The 23,502-nt window shown below is 68.4% G+C and carries 18 protein-coding genes and 1 tRNA gene; 8 read left to right on the forward strand and 11 right to left on the reverse strand.

The genetic code is table 11. The features are described 5' to 3' along the window. Positions 1-631 precede the first annotated feature (631 nt). Complete coding sequence (katG, locus tag FAB82_RS00390) at positions 632-2,854, forward strand: catalase/peroxidase HPI (protein WP_136532552.1); 2,223 nt, start codon at positions 632-634, stop codon at positions 2,852-2,854. A gap of 93 nt (positions 2,855-2,947) precedes the next feature. Here the strand turns inward: katG and FAB82_RS00395 are convergent, their stop codons facing one another. Next, a complete protein-coding gene (locus FAB82_RS00395; RefSeq protein WP_136532553.1) occupies positions 2,948-5,224 on the reverse strand; it encodes an alpha-L-arabinofuranosidase C-terminal domain-containing protein in 2,277 nt (758 codons plus the stop codon). A 145-nt stretch (positions 5,225-5,369) separates the two neighbouring features. Next, positions 5,370-5,969, reverse strand: a complete 600-nt coding sequence (gene wrbA / locus FAB82_RS00400) for an NAD(P)H:quinone oxidoreductase (protein WP_136532554.1) — start codon at positions 5,967-5,969, stop codon at positions 5,370-5,372. A gap of 120 nt (positions 5,970-6,089) precedes the next feature. On the opposite strand from wrbA, the gene FAB82_RS00405 reads away from it, so the two are divergent. Next, the gene (locus FAB82_RS00405) at positions 6,090-7,022 is read left to right on the forward strand and encodes a carbohydrate kinase family protein (protein ID WP_136532555.1); all 933 of its coding nucleotides are present in this window, start codon (positions 6,090-6,092) and stop codon (positions 7,020-7,022) included. Positions 7,023-7,036: 14 nt separating this feature from the next. Here FAB82_RS00405 and FAB82_RS00410 read toward each other — a convergent pair whose 3' ends face one another. From FAB82_RS00410 to FAB82_RS00430, 5 genes are all read right to left on the reverse strand, one after another. After that, positions 7,037-8,206, reverse strand: a complete 1,170-nt coding sequence (locus tag FAB82_RS00410) for a hypothetical protein (protein WP_136532556.1) — start codon at positions 8,204-8,206, stop codon at positions 7,037-7,039. A 175-nt stretch (positions 8,207-8,381) separates the two neighbouring features. Then, positions 8,382-8,891 (reverse strand): GNAT family N-acetyltransferase, encoded by a 510-nt coding sequence (locus tag FAB82_RS00415; protein ID WP_136532557.1) that lies wholly within the window; start codon positions 8,889-8,891, stop codon positions 8,382-8,384. A gap of 49 nt (positions 8,892-8,940) precedes the next feature. Next, a complete protein-coding gene (locus FAB82_RS00420; RefSeq protein ID WP_211116272.1) occupies positions 8,941-9,789 on the reverse strand; it encodes a glutaminyl-peptide cyclotransferase in 849 nt (282 codons plus the stop codon). Positions 9,790-9,892: 103 nt separating this feature from the next. Continuing rightward, positions 9,893-10,828: a putative RNA methyltransferase gene (locus FAB82_RS00425; RefSeq protein ID WP_136532559.1), complete on the reverse strand. Its 936-nt coding sequence runs from the start codon at positions 10,826-10,828 to the stop codon at positions 9,893-9,895. Continuing rightward, entirely contained in the window at positions 10,825-11,409 is a 585-nt protein-coding gene (locus tag FAB82_RS00430; protein ID WP_136532560.1) for a TetR/AcrR family transcriptional regulator, read from the reverse strand. Before FAB82_RS00430 ends, FAB82_RS00425 begins: the two co-directional genes overlap by 4 nt. A 242-nt stretch (positions 11,410-11,651) precedes the next feature. Here FAB82_RS00430 and FAB82_RS00435 point away from each other — a divergent pair, with 242 nt between their 5' ends. Continuing rightward, positions 11,652-14,027, forward strand: coding sequence for a glycoside hydrolase family 3 protein (locus FAB82_RS00435; protein WP_136532649.1), 2,376 nt, complete (start codon positions 11,652-11,654; stop codon positions 14,025-14,027). A gap of 51 nt (positions 14,028-14,078) precedes the next feature. On the opposite strand, the gene FAB82_RS00440 is transcribed toward FAB82_RS00435, so the two are convergent. After that, positions 14,079-14,411: a hypothetical protein gene (locus FAB82_RS00440; RefSeq protein WP_136532561.1), complete on the reverse strand. Its 333-nt coding sequence runs from the start codon at positions 14,409-14,411 to the stop codon at positions 14,079-14,081. Between the two features lie 264 nt (positions 14,412-14,675). On the opposite strand from FAB82_RS00440, the gene FAB82_RS00445 reads away from it, so the two are divergent. Further along, positions 14,676-14,748: transfer RNA gene (locus FAB82_RS00445), tRNA-Asn, on the forward strand. A gap of 114 nt (positions 14,749-14,862) precedes the next feature. Here FAB82_RS00445 and FAB82_RS00450 read toward each other — a convergent pair. The 3 genes from FAB82_RS00450 to FAB82_RS00460 form a co-directional block, all read right to left on the reverse strand. Next, positions 14,863-16,122, reverse strand: coding sequence for a tyrosine-type recombinase/integrase (locus FAB82_RS00450; protein WP_136532562.1), 1,260 nt, complete (start codon positions 16,120-16,122; stop codon positions 14,863-14,865). A 64-nt stretch (positions 16,123-16,186) separates the two neighbouring features. Then, entirely contained in the window at positions 16,187-16,363 is a 177-nt protein-coding gene (locus tag FAB82_RS00455; protein ID WP_136532650.1) for a helix-turn-helix transcriptional regulator, read from the reverse strand. Between the two features lie 140 nt (positions 16,364-16,503). Further along, positions 16,504-16,734, reverse strand: coding sequence for a hypothetical protein (locus tag FAB82_RS00460; protein WP_136532563.1), 231 nt, complete (start codon positions 16,732-16,734; stop codon positions 16,504-16,506). 346 nt (positions 16,735-17,080) lie between these two features. Between FAB82_RS00460 and FAB82_RS00465 the strand changes: the two genes are divergently transcribed. The 4 genes from FAB82_RS00465 to FAB82_RS00480 all read left to right on the forward strand — a co-directional run bounded on the left by FAB82_RS00465 (position 17,081) and on the right by FAB82_RS00480 (position 23,479). Then, positions 17,081-18,253 (forward strand): PP2C family protein-serine/threonine phosphatase, encoded by a 1,173-nt coding sequence (locus tag FAB82_RS00465; protein ID WP_136532564.1) that lies wholly within the window; start codon positions 17,081-17,083, stop codon positions 18,251-18,253. A 1,057-nt stretch (positions 18,254-19,310) separates the two neighbouring features. Continuing rightward, positions 19,311-19,973, forward strand: a complete 663-nt coding sequence (locus tag FAB82_RS00470) for a peptidoglycan-binding domain-containing protein (protein WP_136532565.1) — start codon at positions 19,311-19,313, stop codon at positions 19,971-19,973. Between the two features lie 70 nt (positions 19,974-20,043). Next, positions 20,044-21,720 carry a DUF885 domain-containing protein gene (locus FAB82_RS00475; RefSeq protein WP_136532566.1) on the forward strand — a complete coding sequence of 559 codons (1,677 nt, stop codon included), beginning with the start codon at positions 20,044-20,046 and terminating at the stop codon, positions 21,718-21,720. 175 nt (positions 21,721-21,895) lie between these two features. After that, positions 21,896-23,479: an SLC13 family permease gene (locus tag FAB82_RS00480; protein WP_136532567.1), complete on the forward strand. Its 1,584-nt coding sequence runs from the start codon at positions 21,896-21,898 to the stop codon at positions 23,477-23,479. Positions 23,480-23,502 lie beyond the last annotated feature (23 nt).

Raw genomic sequence — 23,502 nt, forward strand, 5'->3', positions numbered from 1 at the left:
CCGGTGCCCTCGCAATCACCGCCACCGCCACCTGAGTCTTCATCGCTGCCGCAAGCTGCGACCGCGAAGGTGAGGGTACCCGCCGTCGCTGCCGCTAGCAGCGTTCTGGGAAAGCGAGACATGGCTTCTCCTATGTTGTTCGAGATATGGCGTTCGGCTGGGCGTGGAGGTTCACGTGATGCCAGTTACACCGTATGGCCGAAGAGGTATCGGCGCTACCACCGTGACCACACCCGACCCGATATGTGATAGCGCCGTGACCTTTCCGAGAAGTCATTGCAATTTCTTTTCACGGGGAAGAAGATTGCATTCTCATTCCATTGCGGAAATTGACTTCCCAGGGCCCGAAAATGCGCCCACTGGGGCGGAAGGTGCCTTAGTGACTTCTGCGCGAATTGGGCTGGTTGTGGAGTTCGGCGCGATAACGGAGCCCGGGCCCCGACACCGCTGCATCAGCGCGCCGTCGCCGGTGGCGCGGTGCCGTGCCGTCCGACCGGTGAACACGCTCGCGGATAGGCGTGCCCAAGTTGTCTTCTTTCCCGTGGTTCATGGGTATGTGATGGAATGACCGTGTGGGGGCGACCCCGACCGGGATCACGGGCCCCCGAAGCGACGACGCAGAAGGATTCCCATGTCTGCCAACGAAGACGCCAAAATCGAGACAACCGATGCTGGGGGCTGCCCTGTGAATCACAGCCGCGCGCCGCTCCCCGTCCAGGGCGGCGGCAACCGCCAGTGGTGGCCGGACCGGCTCAACCTGCGACTGCTCGCCAAAGACCCGGCCGTCGCCAATCCGATCGGCGAGGACTTCGACTACGCCGCGGCCTTCGAACGCCTCGACCTCCCCGCGGTGAAGCGCGACATCGAAACGGCCCTGACGACCTCCCAGGACTGGTGGCCGGCCGATTTCGGGCACTACGGCCCGCTCATCATCCGCATGGCCTGGCACTCAGCCGGCACCTACCGCATCTCGGACGGCCGCGGCGGCGCCGGCTCGGGCCAGCAGCGCTTCGCGCCGCTCAACTCCTGGCCCGACAACGTCAGCCTCGACAAGGCCCGCCGCCTGCTGTGGCCCGTCAAGCAGAAGTACGGCCGCAGCCTCTCCTGGGCCGACCTGATCGTCCTCTCCGGGAACGTGGCCCTGGAGTCGATGGGCTTCCCGACCTTCGGCTTCGGCGGCGGTCGGATGGACGCCTGGGAGAGCGACGAAGACGTCTACTGGGGCCCGGAGACCGGCTGGCTCGACGACGAGCGCTACCACGGCGACCGCGAACTGGAGGACCCGTTCGCCGCCGTCCAGATGGGCCTCATCTATGTCAACCCGCAGGGCCCCAACGGCAATCCGGACCCGCTGGCCGCCTCCCGCGACATCCGGGAGACCTTCCGCCGCATGGCGATGAACGACGAGGAGACCGTCGCGCTCATCGTCGGCGGCCACACCTTCGGCAAGACCCACGGCGCCGCACCGGAGTCGAACCTCGGCCCCGAACCCGAGGCCGCGCCGCTCGAAGCGCAGGGCCTGGGCTGGATCAACGCCCACGGCACCGGCGCGGGCGGGGACGCGATCACCAGCGGTCTCGAAGGCACCTGGACGAACACCCCGACCCAGTGGGACAACAGCTTCCTGGAGATCCTCTTCGGCTACGAATGGGAGCTGACCCAGAGCCCGGCCGGGGCGCACCAGTGGCAGCCGAAGGGCGGCGCGGGCGCCGACACCGTCCCCGACGCGCACGACCCGGCGAAGCGCCACGCGCCGACGATGCTGACCACCGACCTCTCGCTGCGCCTCGACCCCGTCTACGAGCCGATCTCGCGGCGCTTCCTGGAGCACCCCGACCAGCTCGCCGACGCCTTCGCCCGCGCGTGGTTCAAGCTGACCCACCGCGACATGGGGCCGATCGTCCGCTACCTCGGCCCCGAGGTGCCGTCCGAGCAGCTGTCCTGGCAGGACCCGCTCCCGCCGGTGACGCACCAGCTGATCGACGAGGCCGACACCGCCGAGCTCAAGCGGCGGATCCTCGCCTCCGATCTCACCGTGAGCCAGCTGGTCTCGACCGCGTGGGCCGCGGCCTCCTCGTTCCGCGGCAGCGACAAGCGCGGCGGCGCGAACGGCGCCCGCATCCGGCTCGAACCGCAGAAGGACTGGGAGGTCAACGAGCCCGAAGAGCTCGCGGCCGTCCTGCGGGAGCTGGAGGAGATCCAGGGGGCGTTCAACGCGGCCCAGAACGGCGACAAGCGGGTCTCGCTCGCCGACCTGATCGTCCTCGCCGGGTCCGCGGCCGTCGAGCAGGCCGCGAAGCAGGCCGGGCACGACATCTCGGTGGCCTTCGCTCCGGGCCGCACCGAGGCGAGCCAGGAGCAGACCGACGCCGAATCGTTCGCGCCGCTCGAACCCAGCGCGGACGGCTTCCGCAACTTCCTCGGCAAGGACCACCCGGTCCCGGCCGAATACCTCCTGGTGGACCGGGCGAACCTGCTCACCTTGAGCGCGCCGGAGATGACGGCCCTGATCGGCGGCCTGCGCGTACTGGGCGCGAACTTCCAGGACTCGAAGGTCGGCGTCTTCACCGACCGGCCCGGGACGCTGACCAACGACTACTTCGCGAACCTGCTCTCGCCCGACATCACCTGGTCGGTGGCGGAGAAGGACGAGAAGCTCTACGAGGCCCGCGACCGGGTCACCGGCGAGGTCAAGTGGACCGGCAGCCGCGTGGACCTGGTCTTCGGCTCCAACTCGGAGCTTCGGGCGGTGGCCGAGGTCTACGCGAGCGACGACGCGAAGGAGCAGTTCGCCGGCGACTTCGCCAGGGCCTGGACGAAGGTCATGAACCTCGACCGCTTCGATTTGGCCTGACACAGGACGCAAGGCGGCCCCCGGCGAAGGTTCGCCGGGGGCCTCGCGGCGTCATGGCCCCGGCCCGAGCCGAATGCGGCTTGGGCCGGCGGCTCACCCGGCCTTGAGCACCGCGACGGTGAGGGACCACGGCGGGAGGTCGAGTTCGACGCCGCCCTCGCCGTGGACCTTCGAATCCTCGGGGACCACCGGGGACGGCGCGTGCGGGGCGCCCTCGTCCGGGCCCGCTCCCGCGAGCGTGCGGACCACCGCCGTCACCGGGCCGCCCGGACCGGGCAGGGCCACCGCCGCGGTGCGGCGCTCCCGCTGCGCATTGACCACCCGCACCACGTACTCCTGCGAACCGTCCGCTGCGGTCCGGGACGCCGCTCCCGCGACGACGCGCTCCTCGGGGCGCAGGTCCTGCTCGAAGTCGTGCCGCAGTTGGCCGTCGACCCACAGCCGGACGCGGGGACCGTCGAGGCGCACCGCAATGCGCACCGGCTCGCCCGTGCGCACCCCGCTCCACGGGATACCGCCGTGGATGTCGCAGGAGACGCCGTCGTCGGAACGGACGACGGTGGTGGACTTGTTCTGCCACGCGCCGATGTGCATCTCCAGGAAGCTCTGCGGCGCTTCGGGTCCGAGGACCATCGTGAACCCCTCCTCCCCCGCGCGCCGGGTCGCGGTGAAGGCCAGCTCGCACGAGGACGGGTCGATGCCGCCGAGCGGGACGCCCTCGTCGCCGGGGCCGGTGCGCGCGTCCGGCAGCGGCCGCCCGTCGAGCACCATGTCGGCGTACTCGACCTCCGAGCCGCCGGATCGCAGCTTGACCGTCCCCGCGGCGGGAATCGCCACCGGGACGAGCGGGGCCCCCTCGACCGCGACGGGGTGGAGCCGGGTGCCGCGCTCCTCCGCGAACATCCGCTGCACGAAGTAGGACGCGCTGGGCAGCACCTCGTCGGCGGTGAAGTAGATGAGGTCCGGGACCCACTGGGTGTGGCCGACGCGGGCCAGCAGCGGGGCGTAGGAGGCGAGGCGGACCACGTCGGGGCGGCGTTCGAGGCCGACCATGTACGCCGCCTCGGCCAGCGCGGAGCGGACCGTGTTCGAGCGGGCGGCATACTCGCCGATGTAGACCTTGGATTCCGTCGGGTCGTAGGCGGCGTAGCGGTCGAGGTTCTGGTGGAACCAGCGGGGATTCATGTATCCGTGCTCGTCGACCATGTCAGTGCCGCGTTCGCGGGCGTAGGCCCAGCCGGCCTCGTAGTCGGGGCCGGCCGGCTGCGGGCCGGTCGTGCCGATGACGGTGATCTCGGGGTGCGCGGCGCGGAGGGCGTCCTCGATGCGGGCGTAGCGGTCCCGGAAGTCGTCGGTGATCTGGTCCTCGTTGCCGACGCCGAGGTAGCGCAGGCCGAACGGCTCGGGGTGGCCGAGTTCGGCTCGTCTGGCGCCCCAGGTTGTGTCGGTGTCGCCGTTCGCGAATTCGACGAGGTCGAGCACGTCATGGACGTACTGGTCCATCTCGGCGTCGGGAATCGGGACCGCCCCGCCGGGGTAATTCTGGCAGCAGACACCGGCGGCGACGATGGGGACCGGGGTCGCGCCGGTGGCCTGGCACAGTTCGAAGTATTCGACGTAGCCGATCTGCCGCGACTGGTGGTAGCCCCACACGTTCGGGATCTGCGCTCGTTCGTGGCGGGGCCCGATCGTGTCCTTCCAGTGGTACAGGTTCTCCAGGCCGAGGCCGTGGGCGACGCAGCCGCCGGGGAAGCGGATGAAGCTGGGGGCGAGGTCCTTCAGGGACTGGAGCAGGTCGGGGCGGAAGGTCAGGGCCCGGCCGTCGGTTCCGATGGGCCGCAGGGAGACGCAGTCGAGGTCGATCACGGACCCGGCGGGGATCTCGAGGCGCAGCGCCTGGCGGCCCTCCCCCGCCGCGTCGAGGTCGGCCTCGATCGGGTGCCAGTCGCCCGGTGCGACGTCGAGCTCGGCGGGCTCGCCACCGAGCGCAGCGACCAGTCGGGCCCCTTCCCCCGAGGTCCGGGCGAAGCACGAGAATCGCAGGCGCTCACCGGGATCGGCCGCAGCGTCGTAGCCCTCGTTGACGAGGGTCACGGGCCCGGTCAGGCGCACATGGTGGGTGTTGTTGCGGTGGACGGGGGCGTCCTCGCGGATCGCGGCGCGGTCAGCCGGCGTGGCGGTCCAGCCGGTGAGAGCGTGCCAGGATTCGCGGTCGGCGGCGTTGAACTCGAAGTCGCCGTTGCGGACGCGTTCGGCGTTGAGGCCGCCGTCGAGGGCGTCGTTCAGGTCCTCGATGAACAGGCCCCACAGGTCCGGCGCCACCTCGGCGCCTTCGTGGGTGCCGATCTGAACGGTGATGCGTTCGGCCATCGCTCGGGAATCTCCTGGGGGTCGGGGGTGGCGGCCACGGGGCCGGCCTTGCATCGATTGCTTTATCGGTAAATTTCGATCGATCTTACCGACGGATCCAATGCTGTCAAGCGTCCCGACCGAGCGACTCCGGCGCCGTCCCCGATCACCGGCCCGCGAACCTGCGGGCGATGGCGACCACCCGCTTGGTCTGGATGGCCACGGCCACCCGGTTCTTCTCTCCCACCGGTCCGTTCGAGCTGATGTGGCTGGCGCCGTAGGGGTTGCCGATCTCGGAGTCGTACTGGAGCGGGTCGGTGTATCCGGGGCCGACGATGATGCCGCCCCAGTGGTAGAAGGTGTTGTTCAGCGCCAGGATCGTCGACTCCTGGCCGCCGTGGCTGGTCTGCGTCGAGGTGAAGGACGACATGATCCTGTCCTCGAGTCTGCCCTGGGCCCACAGCTGACCGGTGGTGTCGATGAACTGCTTGAGCTGCGAGGTGGGCAGCCCGTAGCGGGTGGGGGTGCCGAACATGAGCGCGTCGGCCCACTCAAGATCGTCCAGCGAGGCCTCCCGGACATCGGCCATCGCCTCCGCGGTCTTCGCCCAGTGCTCGTTCGAGGCGACGACCTCCGGCGGGGCGAGCTCGCCGCATTTGCGGAGGCGCACCTCGGCCCCGGCGTCCTCGCCCTCGCGGGCCGCGGTCTTCGCCATCTCGTAGACGTTGCCGGTCTGGGAGTAGAAGATGACCGCCAATTTCACCATGTCGAACCCCTTTGCCTGGCCGTAGAATTCGGTCTTGACCCTGCCACAGCCCTGGCCGTAGGGTGATCTCCTGCAAGGAATTCCAGAGAACCGCAATACTCACGCAGAGGGAGCAAATCCATGCTCGATATTCTGGTGGTCGGCGGCGCCGGCGTGGACACCATCGTCCGAGTTCCCGAGATCGCGATCGGCGAGGGCGACAACCTCGGTGTCGAGCCGATCTACGACTACGTGGCCCATACCGGCAACGGCGTCTCGCTCGGCTGCCTCCATCTGGGGCTCGCCACCCGGTTCATCGACTACATCGGCGACGACGCCCAGGGCGCGCTGATCCGCGAGCGGTATGCGGCCGAGGGGCTGGACTTCCACTGCCTCATCTCCCCGAACGGCACCCCCCGCTCCGTCAACCTCGTCGACCGCGAGGGGCGGCGCTACTCCTTCTACGACGGGCGCCACTCCCCCGATCTGCGGATCGCCCGCGAGGACTACCTGGGCGACATCGAGCGCGCCGCCCACGTCCACCTGTCCATCACGAACATCAACCGCGACATGTTCGACGACCTGGAGCGCCTCGGCGTGCCCGTATCGACCGACCTTCACGCCTGGGACGGCGAGTCCGAGCACCACAAGGAGTACGCCCGCCGCGCCGACCTGGTGTTCCTCTCGGCGGCCAAACTGGAGGGCCGGATCGAGAAGGCCATGCGCTGGATCCTCGACAACGGCCGGGCGACGCTGGTGGTCGCCACCGACGGCGAGCGGGGCGGCTACCTGCTCGAACGCGGCACAGAGCTGCGGCGGTACACGGCGCTCGACCCCGTAGCCGAGCTCAGCGCCGACCTCTCCGAGTGGGCGACGTGGCGGCCGATCGACTCCAACGGGGCCGGCGACGCCTTCGTCTCAGGCTTCCTGTGGGCCCGGCGGCGCGGCGACCACACCGATGCCGCCGTGGACGCCGGCCGGATCGCCGGAGCGTTCGCCTGCCGCAAGGAAGGCACCCACTCCGAGTTCATCTCAGAGAAACTACTGTCCGATTCCCTGGCGGTCCTTCGGTAACGACCACTCGTCGATTACTGATCGACGCTCTCGCCCCGGTTCTCGGTCATGGCCTTGGCGCGGGCGATCACGTCATCGAACGGAGAGGGCTCCGCCGGGACCGGCGGGTCCTCCTCGCGGCGCTGCGGCTGGACCACCAGCATGAACGCGGCACCCGCCAGCGCGGCCACCACCGGTACGCCCGTGGCGATCTCGGCGGCCGGCCACACGTCCGTCACCGCCCCGGTCACGATCATGAACGCCACCCACACCGGCACCGCCCAGGCCCCGGCGAAGATCAGCAGGTCGCGGCGGCGGCGCAGTTCGGGGCGGATGAGCCACACCAGGAAGTCGGTCCAGGCGCCGGCGAGCAGGAACAGCCACACGTAGCCGCCGTTCTCGAAGCCGGTGTTCGCTCCGGCCATGATGGACGGATAGGCGAAGGCGACGGTGAAGAATCCCAGAGGCAGCCGGAAGCGGCCGCTGGCGAGGACCACCAGGGCCAGCACCATGACGGTGGTGAACCCGAAGCCCGCGATCGGGAACGCGGAGACATCCGATCCCAGGAGGGTCCGGGCAGCCGCGAAGGGCGAATCGGTGAACGGGACGGCGTAGTTGAGGAACAGCACCGCGGCGCTGACGGCGAAGCCGAGGGACAGCGCCGGGGCGGCCAGGCGGGCCTCGATCGGGAGCGGTTCCGCTTGGGCGCCAAGGGCTTCCCGGCGCCAGGCCGAAAGCCACGGGGCGAGGACCATGAGCACGCCGCCGACGGCCAGGCCGAGGTGCGAGGGGCTGAAGAAGATGAGCAGGCCCTCTTCGACTCCCAGTACCTGGTGCCAGATCAGTTCGGCGATGCCGGAGACCAGGAACAGCGGCGCGCCGATCACCGCGGGCCCGTAGCCGTGTGGAACGGCGGCCAGTCCGGTGCGCCCGTCGGCGCGGTGCCCGCGCACGAACAGGTAGGCCATCCACAGCGCCGTAGCGAGGAAGCCGGTGTAGAACACCAGGTGCCACCAGGTGAAGGGGTCTTCGACCCAGTCTCGCGAGTGGGCATTGACATCGAGGATGAGCCCGCCGAAGAACCACGCGGAGAACGCGGCGGTCGTCAGGTCCTGCCACCAGGTCGCGAAGAGACGGGGGTGGCCGGAATCGGAGAGGAGTCGCATCTTGTATTCCAGCATTCGGTCTAGGGGTGTTATTGCCATGAGCTCATCATGGCGTACACGAACAAGCCGCGCAATTCAGCTTTCCCTCAGAACTCACCTGACTTGAGGTGGCTCCAAGTGAGTTCAGTGGACGAAGCGACCGCGCGGCTCCGGTTCGGCGCCCGCGAAGGCGCCTCTCCGAATATGACGAGATGCATGTGGGGCCAGAGTTTCCCTATGGGTGCTGTTTCCACAGCGTCAGGACGCGGGTGACGTGGCCATCGTCGTTCGGCCTGTCACGGACATGCTGGAAGCCGAGCTTGGCCAGGACCGCGAGAGAGGCGGTGTTCTCCGCCGCGACCGTGGCATGGATTTCAGAGAGTCCCAGATTGTCGAAGCCGTAGGCGACGATCGTGCTCGCCAGTTCGGTGCCGAGGCTGCGGCCCCATGCCGCATGGGCCAGAGCGTAGATGAGCTCATGGCCTCCGGAGACCCCCGTCGGCTTGATCTCGGCATGCCCGACCAGGGCACCGTTCTCGCGGACCGCCCACACGTCGAAGGCGTTCCTGTCGTAGACGTTGGGGAAGATCCGCCCGAACAGTGCGCGGTCCGCCGCTTCGGTGGAGGGGCCGTCGCCTATCCACCGCGTCACCCTGGCGTCCTGGAAGAGCGCGACGAAGTCCTCTTCGTCTCCGGGTATGTACGGTTCGAGCACGAGTCGTTCGGAACGCAGCACGGGTGTCATGGCTCGCAACGTTGCCACGGGCCAAGGTGGTCGGCAAATGGTTTTGCCGCTACGAGGCCGGGTCGAAGGAGACCAGGAACAGCTTCGGCCAGCGCTTCCCGGTGATGTAGAAGGTGCCCTCTTCCTCGGCCGCGGCGATGCCGTTGAGGACGTCGGCGGTGGCGGCTTCGTCCTCTGTGAGCAGTCCGGCGGCGTCGACCACGGCGCCGACCTCCCCGGTGGCCGGGTCGATGCGGACGATCTGGTCGGTCTGCCAGACGTTCGCCCAGACCTGGCCGTCGACGCATTCAAGCTCGTTGATCTGGTCGAGGGGTTCGCCGTCCAGGGTGACTCGGGCCGTGCCGGTCTCCTCGAAGGTCTCGGGGTCGCGGAAGGTGAGTGTGGACGATCCGTCGCTCATGACCAGCTGCGTCCCGTCGGAGCAGATCCCCCAGCCCTCGCCCTCGTAGGAGGCGGTCTCGACCACTTCGAGGGTGGTGAGGTCGCGCTGGTAGGCGACGCCTTCCTTCCAGGTGATCTGCCATAGGGAGTCCTCGGTGAGGGTGAGTCCCTCGGCGAATTCGTCCTCGGGGAGCGCGACGGTTTCGATGACCTCGCCGGTGCCGGGTTCGACGAGGCGGACATCGGATTCGCCGTAGAGGCCGGCGCTCTCATAGAAGACGCCGTCGCGCAGTTCGAGTCCCTGCGTGAAGGAGTCGGGGTCGTGGTCGAAGGTGTCGAGGACGGTCACGCCGAGCTGCTCGACGGCGGCGTCCTCGGGCGTCGGCACGGACTCGTCGGCCTCGGCGTTGCGGGTGCCGCAGGCCGCGGTGGCCGCCAGCGCGGCCAGCCCGAGTGCGGCGCCGCAGAGTCTTGTACGGCGGAGTCTGATGGGGCGGGAGGGATTCTGATCGAACACTGATCTCATCTCCAGGAGGTTTGCGGTGTCGCTTCGTACCGTAGCGGCTATGACAAACGAGGACAAGAGCCGCGGCCGCCAGCCCCCTGGCGGGTGAGCGGCGTCAGCCGGAGTGCTTTGGGAGCCAGCGGGTCACGGTGGCCGAGACGGTCACGTCGACCTGCTCGGGCAACCGGGCGAGGGCGGCGGTGAATTCGGCGGAGTCCAGGTGCCTGGCGCTGGGGCCCATGCCGACCAGGTGCGCGATGTCCTCGTGTGAAAGCTCAATCGAATAGTGAAGCTCGTCGGTCCGCTCGGCCGTGAAGGCAGCCGAGAGTTGATCGACGGTCCGCTGCGGTTTCGCAGGGTCGACGCTCAACAGTTCCAAGGCGTCGACGAGTTCGCGCAGGTGGTCTTGCCGGGGGGTCAGCACCACTAGTACGCCTCGTGGGTGGAGGATTCGCGAAATCTCGTCGGCGTTGCGGGGAGCGAAGACGTTGAGAACCGCCGCAGCGGAGCCGCCTTGGATCGGCATTCGGGTCCAAGCGTCGGCGAGTACTGCGGCGAGTCGTCCTTGAGTTCCGGCGGCTCGCCGCAGTGGTCTGCCGGCCTCTGGCCGCGTGAGGCGCCGTGAGGTGCGGCGGAGCGCGAATTTGGAGGTGTCGAGGCCGATGCCGTCCCTTTCGGGGGCGGCGTCGAGGGCGGCGGCGAGGTAGTGGCCGGTGCCGCAGCCGGGTTCGACGATGACGCCGGGAGCGTCGGTGAGGCTCGCCGCGGCGACGGCGTCCAGGAGCGGGTCGTAGCGTCCGCTGCCGAGGAATTCCTCGCGGGCGGCGACCTGGTCGGCGGTGTCGCCGGTGGTGGCGTTGGAGCCCGGGGCCAGGAGCGGGGCGTAGCCCTGCTTGGCGAGGTCGAAGGAGTGCCCTGCGGCGCAATGGAGTCGGCGCTCGGTCTGGGCGAGCGGCTGGGCGCAGTTGGGGCAGGCGAGCGCGTCGAGCGCGGGGAAGGTCGCCTGCCCGTCGCCGTCCGCGGCCCGGACCGGAGTGGACTCTGTATTCATCGGGCCGCTTTCGGGTCGAGGAGGCTCACGAACGCGCGAAATGCGGCGGGCATGTCGATCGCTTCGGGATCGTGGAGCCATTGGAACTGGAGCCCGTCCATGATGGCGATGACGAGTGGCGCGGCCTCTTCCGGGGCGAGTCCGGATGGGAGTCGGTCACCCCATTCCTGGCGGAGCGTGGCGGCAACGCTCCTTCGCACACGGCGGTAGCGCTCCCTGAAGAATTCGCCGGCGGGGTGGTCCTCGGTGACGGATTCGCCGAGGAGGGCGGAGAAGGTGCGGACGATCGCGGGCCGGTGGGCATTGGCCTCGACGACGGCGGCGGTCTGGGCGACGGTCAGCGGTTCGGCGAGGGTGTCGCGGCCGCCGGTATCCCAGCGTTCGCGGAGCTGGAGGACGCCGATGAGCAGGGCTTCCTTGCTGGGGAAGTAGTGCAGGAGGCCCTGCTGGGTGAGTCCGACCTTCTCGGCGACGGCGGCGAGGCTGGCGCCGCGGTAGCCGCGTTCGGCGATGACCGAAATGGCGGCGAGGACGATCTCCTCGCGGCGGATCTGTCCGCGGGCGCCGTGCTGGGTGGGCATGGGTGCCTCTCGAATCGGTGCGGAACTGCCTCGGTTGCCCAGGATAGTTGGTCTCAATACGGTAACTAAACCTACCGATTGCTCGGCAATGGTGCCACACTCCATGTGACAACCGAGAGAAGGGCAAGGCCGTGAGCGACGCCGAATGGACGGTCCCGCAGGACCGTCCGGAATACGACACCGCCGTCGAGGAACGCTTGGCGAAACTCGACCTCGACACCAAGGCCCGGCTGCTGGCGGGCATGGACATGTGGCGCATCATCGCGATCGAGGAGATCGGGCTGCGCTCGATGACCGTCTCCGACGGGCCCATCGGGGTGCGCGGCCGCTTCTGGACCGCCGCCGACCCGTCCCTGGCCCTGCCCAGCCCCACCGCGCAGGCCGCCTCCTGGGACCCCGCCCTGGTCCGCCGCATCGGCCACCTCCTCGCCGGCGAGGCCCGCCGCAAGGACGTCGACGTGCTCTTGGCCCCCACCATCAACCTGCACCGCTCCCCCTTGGGCGGCAGGCACTTCGAGGCGTTCAGCGAGGACCCGTACCTGACCGGGCGCATCGGCACCGCCTACGTCGCGGGCGTCCAGGAACGCGGCGTCGGCACCACCATGAAGCACTACGTCGCCAACGACGCCGAGACCGACCGGTTCACCGTCGACAACATCATCGACGAGCGGACCCTGCGCGAGCTGTACCTGCGGCCCTTCGAGATGATCGCCGCCGACGTGCGCCCCTGGGGCGTCATGACCGCCTACAACTCCGTCAACGGGCCCTCCATGACCGCCCACCGCGAACTCATGGCCCTGCTGCGCGGCGAGTTCGGCTTCGACGGGTTCAACGTCTCCGACTGGGGCGCCGCCCGCGACTCCGTCGCCGACGTCGAAGCCGGGCTGGACCTGGCTATGCCCGGGCCGCTCACCGTCTACGGCCCCGCACTGGCGCAGGCCGTGCGCGAGGGCCGCACCGATGAGTCGCATGTGGATGATGCGGTGCGCCGCCTCCTCCAGCTCGCCGCGAGGGTCGGCGCGCTCGAGGGCGTCCGGGCCGCCGTGGACGAGCCCGACGCCCACGCCGTCGCCGACGCCCCCGAGCTGCTGCGCGAGATCGCCCGCCGCTCCTTCGTGCTCGCCAAGAACGCCCCGCCCGCCGGTGGGGAGGCCCCGATCCTGCCGCTGCACGGCGACGCCGTCCACCGGCTCGCGCTCATCGGGCCCGCCGCGGCCGAGGCCCGCATCCTCGGCGGCGGCTCCGCCACCGTCTTCCCCGAGCGCGTCGTCTCGCCGCTCGACGGGCTCCGCGAGGTGCTCGGCGATCGCGTCGAGTACGCGCAGGGCGTCGACCTGTTCGAACAGATCCAGGCCGCCGGGCGCGGCTTCGACCTGACCGTCCGGCCCGTGAAGAACGACGGCACCGAACTGCCCGCCGAGCCGCTGGCCTCCGGTGACGTCAAGTGGATGGGCTACATCCCCGGCGACGTCCCCTCCGGCGAGTTCCACCACGCGGTCGTCGAAGGCACCTTCACCGTGCCCGTCACCGGCGAGCACACCTTCGGCACCCGCGGGACCGGCCACCACCGGCTCGTCATCGACGGCGAGGTCTACTTCGAGGGCGACCAGACCTTCGCCGGCGACGACCCGTTCGAGGCGTTCTTCGGCCCCGGCGTCGAGCGCGCCACCATCCGCCTCGAGGCCGGGCAGGTGGTCGCGGTGCGGCACGAGCACACGCCGTTCGCGTTCCCGCCCGGGTTCCCGCCCTCGGTCCTGTTCGGGCTCATGCACACCGAGCCGCGCCCCGACGAGGGCCGGCTCATCGCCGAGGCCGTCGCCGCCGCGCGCACCTCCGAGGCCGCCGTGGTCGTCGTCTCCACCACCGCCCTCACCGAATCCGAGGGCTCCGACCGCAAGAACCTGCGCCTGCCCGGACGCCAGGACGAACTCGTCGCGGCGGTCGCCGCAGCCAACCCGAACACGATCGTCGTCGTCAACTCCGGCTCCCCGGTGGAGATGCCCTGGGCCGACGACGTCGCCGCGATCCTCCTCACCTGGTTCCCGGGCCAAGAGGGCGGCCACGCGCTCGCCGACGTGCTGCTCGGCGCCGAGCCCGGCGGACGGCTCACGACCACCTGGCCCCGGACCCTCGACGAGGCGCCGGTGTCGCAGGTCGCACCGAACGACGAGGGCGAACTGCACTACGACGAGGGCATCTTCATCGGCTACCGCGCCTGGGAACGACGGGGCGGCGCCGCCCCGGCATTCTGGTTCGGCCACGGACTCTCCTACACCACTTGGGAATACGAGGCTTTGGCCGTCGAGGGCGACAACGTCAGGGTGCGGGTGCGAAACTCCGGCGAGCGGGCCGGACGCGAGGTCGTCCAGGTCTACCTCTCCCCCGAATCCGGCGCCGAAGTCGACGGCGGCATCGAAGCCCACCGCCTGGCCGGCTTCGCCGCGATCAGCGCGGGCGCCGGCGAGGCCGTCGAAGTGACGATCCCGCTGGAGGAGCGGTCCTTCCAGGTCTGGGACTCAGGCCTGGCCGCCTGGCGGACCGTGCCGGGGACCTGGACGGTCGAGACGGGCCGCTCGGTCGGCGATCTCAGAAGAAGCGCGCCACTCAAAAAGGCCTGAACAACACGAAGGGCGGGCGAGGCCGATGCCTCGCCCGCCCTTTCGATGCCGTCAGAAACCCGAGGAGTCCCCGCGCATCTCCCGGTCGCTGCGGGCCGGCGTGGTGACCCCGGCCGAATCCCACGGCTCGGCCTTCGGGTCGTCCTCCGTTCCCGCGGTGAAGTTCTCAACGATGTCGCCGAACTTGGTGCCCTTGATCTTGTCCTGCGCCGCATTCGCGGCCTTGCCCGCCTGAGACCGCACCGAGCTGGCGACCTGCTGGACAGTGTCGTTGCCCGTAACACGGCGCGCGCAGTCGACGATCTGGTCGTAACGTTCCGTCCCCGCCTTCGCCCCCAGGACATAGCCGATCGCGATCCCTGCCACGAAATACCATTTGCGCATGGATGCCTCCCGTGATGTAGCGCTCCCCCATATAGCGGCCATTGTGCCCGAGATCGGGGTTCCCCGACAGTCCATGCCGGAAACGCCACGAAGGTGAAACACCACGTCCGATCCAAATCCGATGCCGCCTCGCCCTAGGACCCGGATCAGGCGCCCCGGCCCCCGGATCGGACGCACGCCACACCGACCCCGTTGGCACACGCAGCCGGTGGTCATGTACTCTCGTATCCGGTTCGCCCGGCGCCCAGCCGATGTCGATCCTCTTCCCCAATAGCTCAATTGGCAGAGCAGCCGACTGTTAATCGGCAGGTTCTTGGTTCGAGTCCAAGTTGGGGAGCTTTCACTTTGAGACAGTGGAGCGCCCGGCCAGCGGAAACGCTGAGCCGGGCAATTTTTTTGCTGTCGGGAACTGCTCATTCGAGATGCCGCAGTGCACATTCAGTACACACGGTCAGGCATTCTCATCCTCCAAACCGAGAGCCGCGGCACGCTTGGCGCTCATGGCATCGGCGACCTCGTCAAGGCGGTCGGGGAACAGGTGCCCGTATACGTCGAGGGTCATGGTGGCACTCGCATGTCCGAGCATCTGTTGGACGACCTTGATGTCGGCGCCAGCGGCGATCGCAGGCGAGGCGGCGGTGTGCCGCAGCTTGTGAATGGTCATCGCACCCGACAGTTTGGCTTCCCCGACAGCCCGGTCGAACACCCGCGTTCGGAAGTTCGCAGCCCGCATCACTCCCCCGTTGGGCGAGGTGAACACCAGCCGGTCCGCTTCGGTACCTGCCTGCGGCAGCAGCGGGGCCAACTCGGCGACTAGGAACTCCGGGATCGGCACCGAGCGTGATTCGTGACTCTTCGGCGTCGACAGGTAGAGCTTCCCTCCCTTCGGCTCGGAGTAGGCCTCTACAACGTGGATGCGCCGCCGCTCGAGGTCGACGCGCCCGGTTCGCAAGGCGCTGACTTCGCCCCATCGCAGGCCCGTATAGGCCAGCAACAGCAGCAGCACCCGGTACTCGGGAGCCTTCTGTCGCGAGGCCGTCAGGCGATAGTTCAGGCTGAGTACCGTGTCGGCAAGCTGGTCCACCTCGGCGTGGCTCAGGTAGATGTGCGCCGACGGCGGGCGCCGCGGCAGCGGGACTCCGACCGCGGGATTCGCGGCAAGCCGCTTGGTCATCACTGCCCAGTCGAGCACCATGCTCAGGACGCGGTGGACCGTCCGCAGGTGCGAAGCACCGACTTTGCCCTCCTTCGCTCGTGGGCGCTTCCCATCGTTGTCCTCGTCGGGCTGGTCGGCATCCGGGTCGTGGATTTCACTGAGCCAGTCGGTGATCCGCTCGAAGGTCAGCGCGTCGAGCGGTGTCAATCCCCAGGCCGGAATGAGGTGCTTTTCCATTGCAGCGCTGTAGGACTTGCGCGATGAGTCCTTGATGTCTCGGCGGTTCTCAAACCACTTCGCGGCGGCGTCGCCGAAGCTCATCTTCTCGGCCTTGGGGTCGCGGTAAGTGCCCTCATCAAGGCGGGCTTCGAGCTGAACTTGTTCGACCTCGGCCTGGGACTTCTTCTTGAAGGTCAGGGCCTTGGCTTTCCCGCTGGGGTCATACCAGCGGAGCCTCCATCTGCCGGGCGGGATGCGTCCGGCCGCCTTTGCCTCCGCGACCTGCTTGCGATAGACGGCGTGCTTGGTGCGATCTTCGATCCAGGTGCGAGCCATCGGGATTCCTTCCATTCAAGGTGGCGGGGAGGGGCGCTGCGCTGCGCCCCTCCCCGGTATCGGGTTATCGGGCGGTGACGGTCATGGAGGTGATGAAGCGTTCGAGCTCGCTGCGGCGGTACCGGCAGCGGCGGGCGCCGAGCTTCACCCAGGAGGGACCTTTTCCTTGCGAACGCCAGTTCGCGAGTGTCTGTGTGGCAACCTTGAGGACCTCGGAGGTCTCCTCCGGAGTCAGGAGCATGTCTTCCACGGCAGTTCCTTTTCGTCTCGGCCCCACCGCTGTCGTTACCAGCGGTGGGGCTTTTGTGTTGTGCGGGAAAGTTTCAGCGCGAGCTTGTGACCAGGGAAGGTTTCAAGTTTCAGAGTTTGCCGACCAGTCGTTCAACCCAGAAGCCGGAAACTTGTAGGGACCCTCCAGGGACCAGCCCGTAAGAACATCTCGTCGGCTTCATAGGCGACTTTTGCGGCGGCCCACCGGCCGCGGCCGGTCTGGACGGCGCGCCCTTCCTCGGCGGCGCGGCGGGCAGCTTCGGAGAACGTGGCGGTACGGATGGTGCGGGCGACCCAGGCGGACATACTCATGCCGGCGGAGGCGGCCTGTTGCTTCGCCATCGTGATCACTACGGGATCAAGGGAGACTGTGCCGTTTGCTGTGGCCATAACAGTGATGGCATCCGCGACCGAACCTCACCACAAGACCCGAGCGCCCCACTGCTCGAACGGCTGAAACATAGGTGTCCCGTCTCGTTGCAGTCGGGGCAAATCGGCAAGGCCGGCGATGGGGAGTTGATCGACGGCTTCGCAGTCTCAAACGCTGTGGCGTGCGCCGCGCAGCTGCCAGCGCCTGAAGGAACTGCTCGAGAACGAGGACTGATCCGCGGCTCGGGCCCGTCCTCCTGTTCTCCCGCACTTTCCCGATCGGGGCCTGGGCCGCCGACGACATGCATACGCTCGCTCCGTGAAGTGGAGGGCAAGGCGCGCCGACGGCCACACGCAGGGGCACATCAGGTCCTACGTCCTGCCTGAGAACCTGTGGGACCGCGTCACCAGCGGACACCCCGTCTCGGTGCTGTGGCTGCGGCTGCTCCCGCTCAGTCTGCTGGCCGTGACCATGGCGGTGGCGTTCTTCATCCCCCCGATGGTGCCCTACGCCGACGTCGCGATCGTCCTGCTGCCGGCCATGACCGCGCTGGTCAACGGGCCGATCGCCACCGCGGCCGCCACCGCGGTCACGGTCGGGCTGGTGAGCGCCGGGACCGGAGCGCTGGGGCTCCTCCCCTACCCCGCGAGCGAATGGGGCCATGTGGCGCCGATCGCGATCATGAGCCTGCTGTGCACCGGCCTCGCCTGGCTCCGCAACCGGGTCGTCTCGCGGTTGCTGGACATGACGCTGGTGGCCGAGACGGCCCAAGGCGCCATCCTGCGGCGACTGCCCGCACGGATCGGCGACCTATCGGTCGCCTCCGGCTACAACACCGCTGAGGGCAGCCCGAGCCTGGTCGGCGGCGACTTCTACGACGTGCTGGAAACCGAATTCGGCGTACGGGCGGTCGTCGGCGACGTCCAGGGCCATGACCTCACCTCGGTGCAGCTCACCGAGGCGCTCCTGGGTACCTTCCGAGAGCGAGCGCTCGACGAACCGGACCTGCTCAGACTGGCCGCCCGCATGGAGCGCCGCGTCCGCATCGACAACCGGGCCCGCGACGAATGGGGACAGACCTTCGCCACCGCCGTGCTCATCGAGATCCCGCCCGGCCAGGGCCTCGTGCGGTTCATCCTCTTCGGACATCCCGCCCCGCTGCTCGTGCGCATGCGGGCCGAGCCGCTGTCGGTCCCGCCCATGCCGCCGCTGGGCCTGACCGACTTCGGGCTCCATGACGCCGAGGTCCGCGAGGCGGAGCTGATGCCGGACGACCTCATCATCGCCTACACGGACGGGCTGGTCGATGCCCGCGACTCGGCCGGGCGAACATACCCGCTGATCCCGCTGGTCGACGCCAACATCGTGTCCGGCGTGCGCGACCCGGAGGAGCTGCGCAGGAGCCTCAGGGCGAGCTTCTTCGGCGGCGGCTACTCACGCGCCGACGATCTCACCATCCTCATCATCCGGATCCCGCCAGACTCGGACTGAGCGGCCGAGTTCCCGAACCCCTGCCGCCGACCGGGGTCAGTACCCGCCGGCACCCTCCTCTCCTTCGGGGGTGCCGGTCGCTTCGCCGCCGGGCGTTCGCAGAAGTGGACTGTTCGGAGCCCTGGGTCACGTAGGCCGCATTCTCGATCGTCTCTGTCTGGCGAGCGAGGCGCTGAAGAAGCGGGGCTCGTCGGCGCCGCTCCGCAGGACGCACCAACACAAGACCGACTCAGGACGGGTGCCCCACCTGAACTGAGACAACCCTCAATTGCCTCCGCTAGATCGAGACGGGACAATAGGGGGTGAATATGTCTCTGAGCTGCGGAAACACAACCCGCTGAGCGCCACGGAGAGCGACTTTCGGGGCCTGCTCCTAGGTTGGGGTAGGCCCTGAAACCTTGGGAGAGTGAGAGATAGTGGTTAGAGAGAGTGAGTTTGTGGGATCCCCACAACGACCTCGAGGCTTGGTTGTCCAACTGGTTGCAAAAAACTGAAACTTCGAAACTTGAACCCCTGCCCCCTCTGTTTCAGCTTCTTCAGTCCCTCGGCGGTGGTACGGATTCAGTACACACAGACCCGAGAAGACCCGGTAAAACCCCACTAAAAGCGGGATGTGTCTTGGACAGAGCGCCAGGCAAAGACACCCAGCATCGAAATACGGCACAGCTGGTCGCGGCGGGTGCCGATGAGGCTCTCAGGAATTGCGATCAGGAAACGGCAGGTTCTTGGTTCGAGTCCAAGTTGGGGAGCTTTCACTTTGAGACAGTGGAGCGCCCGGCCAGCGGAAACGCTGAGCCGGGCAATTTTTTTGCCCCCAGAATCCCCGGTCAGCCCCACCGGTCGCAACATTTGCCACACCACGGACCTCGCACCGTTTTAGCTCGGACGGGCGAAGGGCCGCGTGGGTCGGGGCCGGGGTTTGCTCTTGAGACTTGTTGCGCCACTTGGGCGCCAGTGGCATCTCCTGATTGTCTGGTATGCGACCCGAGTCGGTTGAATTTGCTTTGTGCCGGTTTAATGGGTCTCTCATATTTCATGGAGTTTGGCAGGAGGACCCATGGCATGGCGATTGGCGAAGAGTCTGGTCGTATTGCGCAGCGAGATCAATGCGGCCGCTCCTGGGCGGTCGACCGCCTCGGACGGGACCATCGGCGACGACGCGCATCAGGGCACGGCCTCTGACCACAATCCGAACGGCTCGAACGTCGTCTGCGCGGCCGACTTCACCCACCATCCCGGCAGCGGCGCCGACATGCACCAGTTCGCCGAGCACCTCAGACGCGCCAATCACCGGGACATCAAATACATCATCTGGAACAAGCGGATCTGGTCCAAGTCCCGGGCCGGCGAGGGGTGGCGCTCCTACGGCGGGTCCAACCCACACACCAGGCACATGCACGTCTCCGTCGGGGTCGGCTCCGACGGGCAGAGCAGGCAGCCCTACGACGACACCAGTTCCTGGGGCATCCAAGCGAAATTCGGAGGAGGAGAGTTGATCGGTCTCAAGCGTGGTGACACCGGCGATCGCGTCAAGGGATTGCAGGGCACCCTCAGGTTCGCGGGGTACGACCCCGGGAGCGTCGACGGCAACTACGGCTCCAAGACCGCGGCCGCGGTGCTCAAGATGCGCAGGGCCGAAGGCTCGGACACAGCCGACGGCAACAACTTCACCGGTTGGGCCTACGCCCAGCTCATGCGCGCCATGGCCAAGAAGTACTGAACAAGCCGCTTGTCGATGGCGCGCCTGGGCGCTTAGGGTTCGGGGCATCCACTGTTACAGAAGGGATGCCATGTCAGACCCACGGCTCTCGGCGCTCGCGGCGCGCCACTTCGACCTCTACCTGGCCGACAGTCCCATCACGGCCACCCAGTACGGCATCGTGGGCTATGACGACCTGATGCCCGACCCCAGCCGGGCGGGATCCGCCCAGCGGCTCGAACATCTGACGGAGGTCGGCGAGGACCTCGCCGGCATCGACCCCGAGGCGCTCGAAGGCCAGGACCGCATCACCCATTCGATGCTCTCGCGGCTCGTCCGCGACGAGTCCGCCGTCATCGACGCGGCGCTCGACGAGGTCGCCATGAGCAACACCATCATCGGCACCATCTCCGGGCTGCTCTCCACCATTCCCCGCGTCACGCTCGACACCGGCGCCCGCAGCCGCGACTACCTCGCCCGGCTCGGCCGGATCGAGGCCTACCTCGACGCCGTCCTCGAACGCCACCGGCAGGCCGGTGCCGAAGGGCGCCACCAGGTCCGGCACGGGGTGCTGGCCCTGATCGAGCAGATCGACGACTACCTCGCCGGCCCGATCGAGTTCGACCCGCTCCTGGGGCCTAATCCGTCCGAAGTGGATGAAGAGGCGTGGAGGGCCGAGGCCACCGCGATCGTCCGGAAGCAGGTCCGCCCGGCCATCGAGCGCTGGCGCACCGCCCTCGCCGAGGAGTTCCTGCCCGCCGCCCGTGACGACGACCACGTCGGCATCTGCCACGTGCCCGGCGGCGACGTCGGCTACCGCAGCGCCGCCCGCCGGTTCACCACCACCGACCTCACTCCCGAGGAGATCCACCAGATCGGACTGGACGCGATCGCGCGCCTGCGCGAGGAGTTCGCCGAGATCGGCGCGAAAGCCCTCGGCACGGCGGACACCGACGAGGTCATCGCGAAGCTCCGCACCGACCCCGAGCTGCGCTACGAGCGGGCCGAGGACATCCTCGCCGACGTCACCACCGCCCTGCGCAAGGCCGAGGCCGCGCTCCCGGAGGCCTTCGGGGAATACGACCTCGGGCCCTGCGACGTCCAGGTCATCCCCGAGTCCTCCGCCAAGGGCTCCACCCTCGCCTACTACTCGCTTCCCGCGCTCGACGGCTCCAGGCCCGGCACCCACTGGGTCAACACCTATGAGCCGCACACGAGGACGCGCTTCGAATACGAGGCGCTGGCCTTCCACGAGTCCGTGCCCGGCCACCACCTCCAGTTCGCGCTCGGCCAGACCCTGGACGACCTGCCGCTGTTCCGCCGCTTCGGCTACATCACCGCCTTCGGTGAGGGCTGGGGCCTCTACACCGAGCGGCTGTGCGACGAACTCGGGCTATACAGCGGCGACCTGGCGCGGCTCGGCATGGTGTCGTTCGACGCCTGGCGGGCCTGCCGCCTGGTGGTGGACACCGGAATGCACGCCTTCGGGTGGTCGCGCGGCAGGGCGATCGAGTTCATGCTGGCCAATACCGCACTGTCCGAAGTGAACATCGCCAACGAGGTCGACCGGTACATCGCCTGGCCGGGACAGGCGCTGGCGTACATGATCGGACGCAGGCACATCGACTCGCTGCGCGTGCGCGCCGAGCGGGAGCTCGGCGCGGCGTTCGACCTGCGGGTCTTCCACGACAAGGTGCTCATGTCCGGTTCGATCCCGCTGGAGACGATGACCGGCATCATCGAGGACTGGATCGCCGAAGCGCGGTGACACCTGCGCCGCCGGCCCGGACTTGCAGCGGCCCGGGCCAGCGCGGCGACCGCATAACAAATTGATATACGTCGAAACCATTACGACCGAAACCACGGTCGGCCATGTGACTGCTGACACGCTTCGAGAACGGCCTCTTACGGCCGGCTGAACTCGAGGTTTCAAAGGAGAAATCATGGCCGTGCCCTCGGCTCGTGTCGCGGAGAAGATCCGCGAATCGGCGGGCCCCCGCCCCGGCGCTGACAAGCAGCACCTGCCCACCACCCGCATCTGGGTCGGCCGCGCCCTCGGCCCGGCCCTCGCCCTGCTCGCGTACTTCCTCATCCCGGCCGACCCGGCCCTGACTCAACAGGGCCGCGCCACCGCCGCGATCGTGATCCTCGTGGCCATCTGGTGGATGACCGAGGCGCTGCCGCTGTCGGCGACCGCGCTCATCCCGATCGTCGCGCTGCCGCTGGCGGGCGTCCTGGCGCTCGACGAGGCGACCGCGGCCTACGCCAACCCGACTGTATTCCTGTTCATGGGCGGGTTCATGATCGCGCTGGCGATGCAGAAGTGGAACCTCCACCTGCGCATCGCGCTGTTGACGATGCGGATGATCGGCACCAAGCCTCGCCGCCTCATCCTCGGCGTCATGATCGCCACCGCGTTCCTGAGCATGTGGGTCTCCAACACCGCGACCACCATGATGATGCTGCCGATCGGCCTGAGCGTCATTGCGATGGCATCCAAGGGCGTGCCCGGTGAGGACGGCGAGGAGGGCGAGGACAAGGCGTCGAACCCGGCCGTCAAGCAGTTCAGCGTCACCCTCATGCTCTCGATCGCGTTCGCCGCCACCATCGGCGGCCTCTCCACGCTCATCGGCAGCCCGCCCAACCTCATCCTGGCCGGCTTCGTGGAGGAGACGTACGGGATCAGCATCAGCTTCGCCGACTGGATGTTCGTCGGTGTCCCGCTCGCGGCGGTCTTCCTGGTCATCGCCTGGGTCCTGATGACTCGCGTGATCTTCCCGGTCAAGCTCGACCAGATCGCCGGCGGCAAGTCCGTCATCCACGACCGCCTCAAGGATCTCGGCAAGATGTCCCGCGGCGAGTGGATCGTGCTGGTCGTCTTCGCCTGCACCGCGCTGCTGTGGATCTTCAAGGCCCAGATCACCTCGGAGGCGGTCACCTCGGTGCTGCCGTGGGTGGCGGGCCTGGACGACGCGAATATCGCGATCGGCGCGGCCATCATCCTGTTCCTGATCCCGACCGACGCCAAGAAGGGCGAGTTCGCGCTCGACTGGAAGACCGTGCAGACCGGCATCCCGTGGGGCGTGCTGCTGCTCTTCGGCGGTGGCCTGTCGATCGCCGCGGCGGTCTCGGCGACCGGACTGAGCGAGTACATCGGCACGCAGGTCAGCGGCCTCGGCGTCCTGCCGACGGTCCTGCTGGTCGCGGCGGTCTGCCTGATCGTGCTCCTGCTGACCGAGCTGACCAGCAATACCGCCACCGCAGCGACGTTCCTGCCGGTGCTCGGCGGCGTCGCGATCGGCATCGGCGTCGACCCGCTGCTGCTGCTGATCCCGGCCGCCTTCGCCGCGACCTGCTCGTTCATGTTCCCGGTCGGCACGCCGCCCAACGCGATCGTGTTCGGCTCGGGCCAGGTCACCATCGGCCAGATGGTGAAGGCCGGCATCTGGCTCAACCTCATCGGCGTCGTCCTCATCACGGCCGCCGTCTACCTCATCGGCGGGCCGGTGTTCGGCCTCCAGTTCTAGCCCCGGGAGCGGCTCATGGGTGC

Source organism: Glycomyces buryatensis (genome assembly GCF_004912275.1).
In the GTDB taxonomy this organism is placed as follows: domain Bacteria; phylum Actinomycetota; class Actinomycetes; order Mycobacteriales; family Micromonosporaceae; genus Glycomyces; species Glycomyces buryatensis.

Coding starts and splice junctions, on each gene's coding strand:
- katG (WP_136532552.1), top strand. CDS start 632: ATGTCTGCCAACGAAGACGCCAAAATCGAGACAACCGATGCTGGGGGC.
- FAB82_RS00395 (WP_136532553.1), bottom strand. CDS start 5,224: ATGGCCGAACGCATCACCGTTCAGATCGGCACCCACGAAGGCGCCGAG.
- wrbA (WP_136532554.1), bottom strand. CDS start 5,969: ATGGTGAAATTGGCGGTCATCTTCTACTCCCAGACCGGCAACGTCTAC.
- FAB82_RS00405 (WP_136532555.1), top strand. CDS start 6,090: ATGCTCGATATTCTGGTGGTCGGCGGCGCCGGCGTGGACACCATCGTC.
- FAB82_RS00410 (WP_136532556.1), bottom strand. CDS start 8,206: ATGGCAATAACACCCCTAGACCGAATGCTGGAATACAAGATGCGACTC.
- FAB82_RS00415 (WP_136532557.1), bottom strand. CDS start 8,891: ATGACACCCGTGCTGCGTTCCGAACGACTCGTGCTCGAACCGTACATA.
- FAB82_RS00425 (WP_136532559.1), bottom strand. CDS start 10,828: ATGAATACAGAGTCCACTCCGGTCCGGGCCGCGGACGGCGACGGGCAG.
- FAB82_RS00430 (WP_136532560.1), bottom strand. CDS start 11,409: ATGCCCACCCAGCACGGCGCCCGCGGACAGATCCGCCGCGAGGAGATC.
- FAB82_RS00435 (WP_136532649.1), top strand. CDS start 11,652: ATGGACATGTGGCGCATCATCGCGATCGAGGAGATCGGGCTGCGCTCG.
- FAB82_RS00440 (WP_136532561.1), bottom strand. CDS start 14,411: ATGCGCAAATGGTATTTCGTGGCAGGGATCGCGATCGGCTATGTCCTG.
- FAB82_RS00450 (WP_136532562.1), bottom strand. CDS start 16,122: ATGGCTCGCACCTGGATCGAAGATCGCACCAAGCACGCCGTCTATCGC.
- FAB82_RS00455 (WP_136532650.1), bottom strand. CDS start 16,363: ATGCTCCTGACTCCGGAGGAGACCTCCGAGGTCCTCAAGGTTGCCACA.
- FAB82_RS00460 (WP_136532563.1), bottom strand. CDS start 16,734: ATGGCGAAGCAACAGGCCGCCTCCGCCGGCATGAGTATGTCCGCCTGG.
- FAB82_RS00470 (WP_136532565.1), top strand. CDS start 19,311: ATGGCATGGCGATTGGCGAAGAGTCTGGTCGTATTGCGCAGCGAGATC.
- FAB82_RS00475 (WP_136532566.1), top strand. CDS start 20,044: ATGTCAGACCCACGGCTCTCGGCGCTCGCGGCGCGCCACTTCGACCTC.
- FAB82_RS00480 (WP_136532567.1), top strand. CDS start 21,896: ATGGCCGTGCCCTCGGCTCGTGTCGCGGAGAAGATCCGCGAATCGGCG.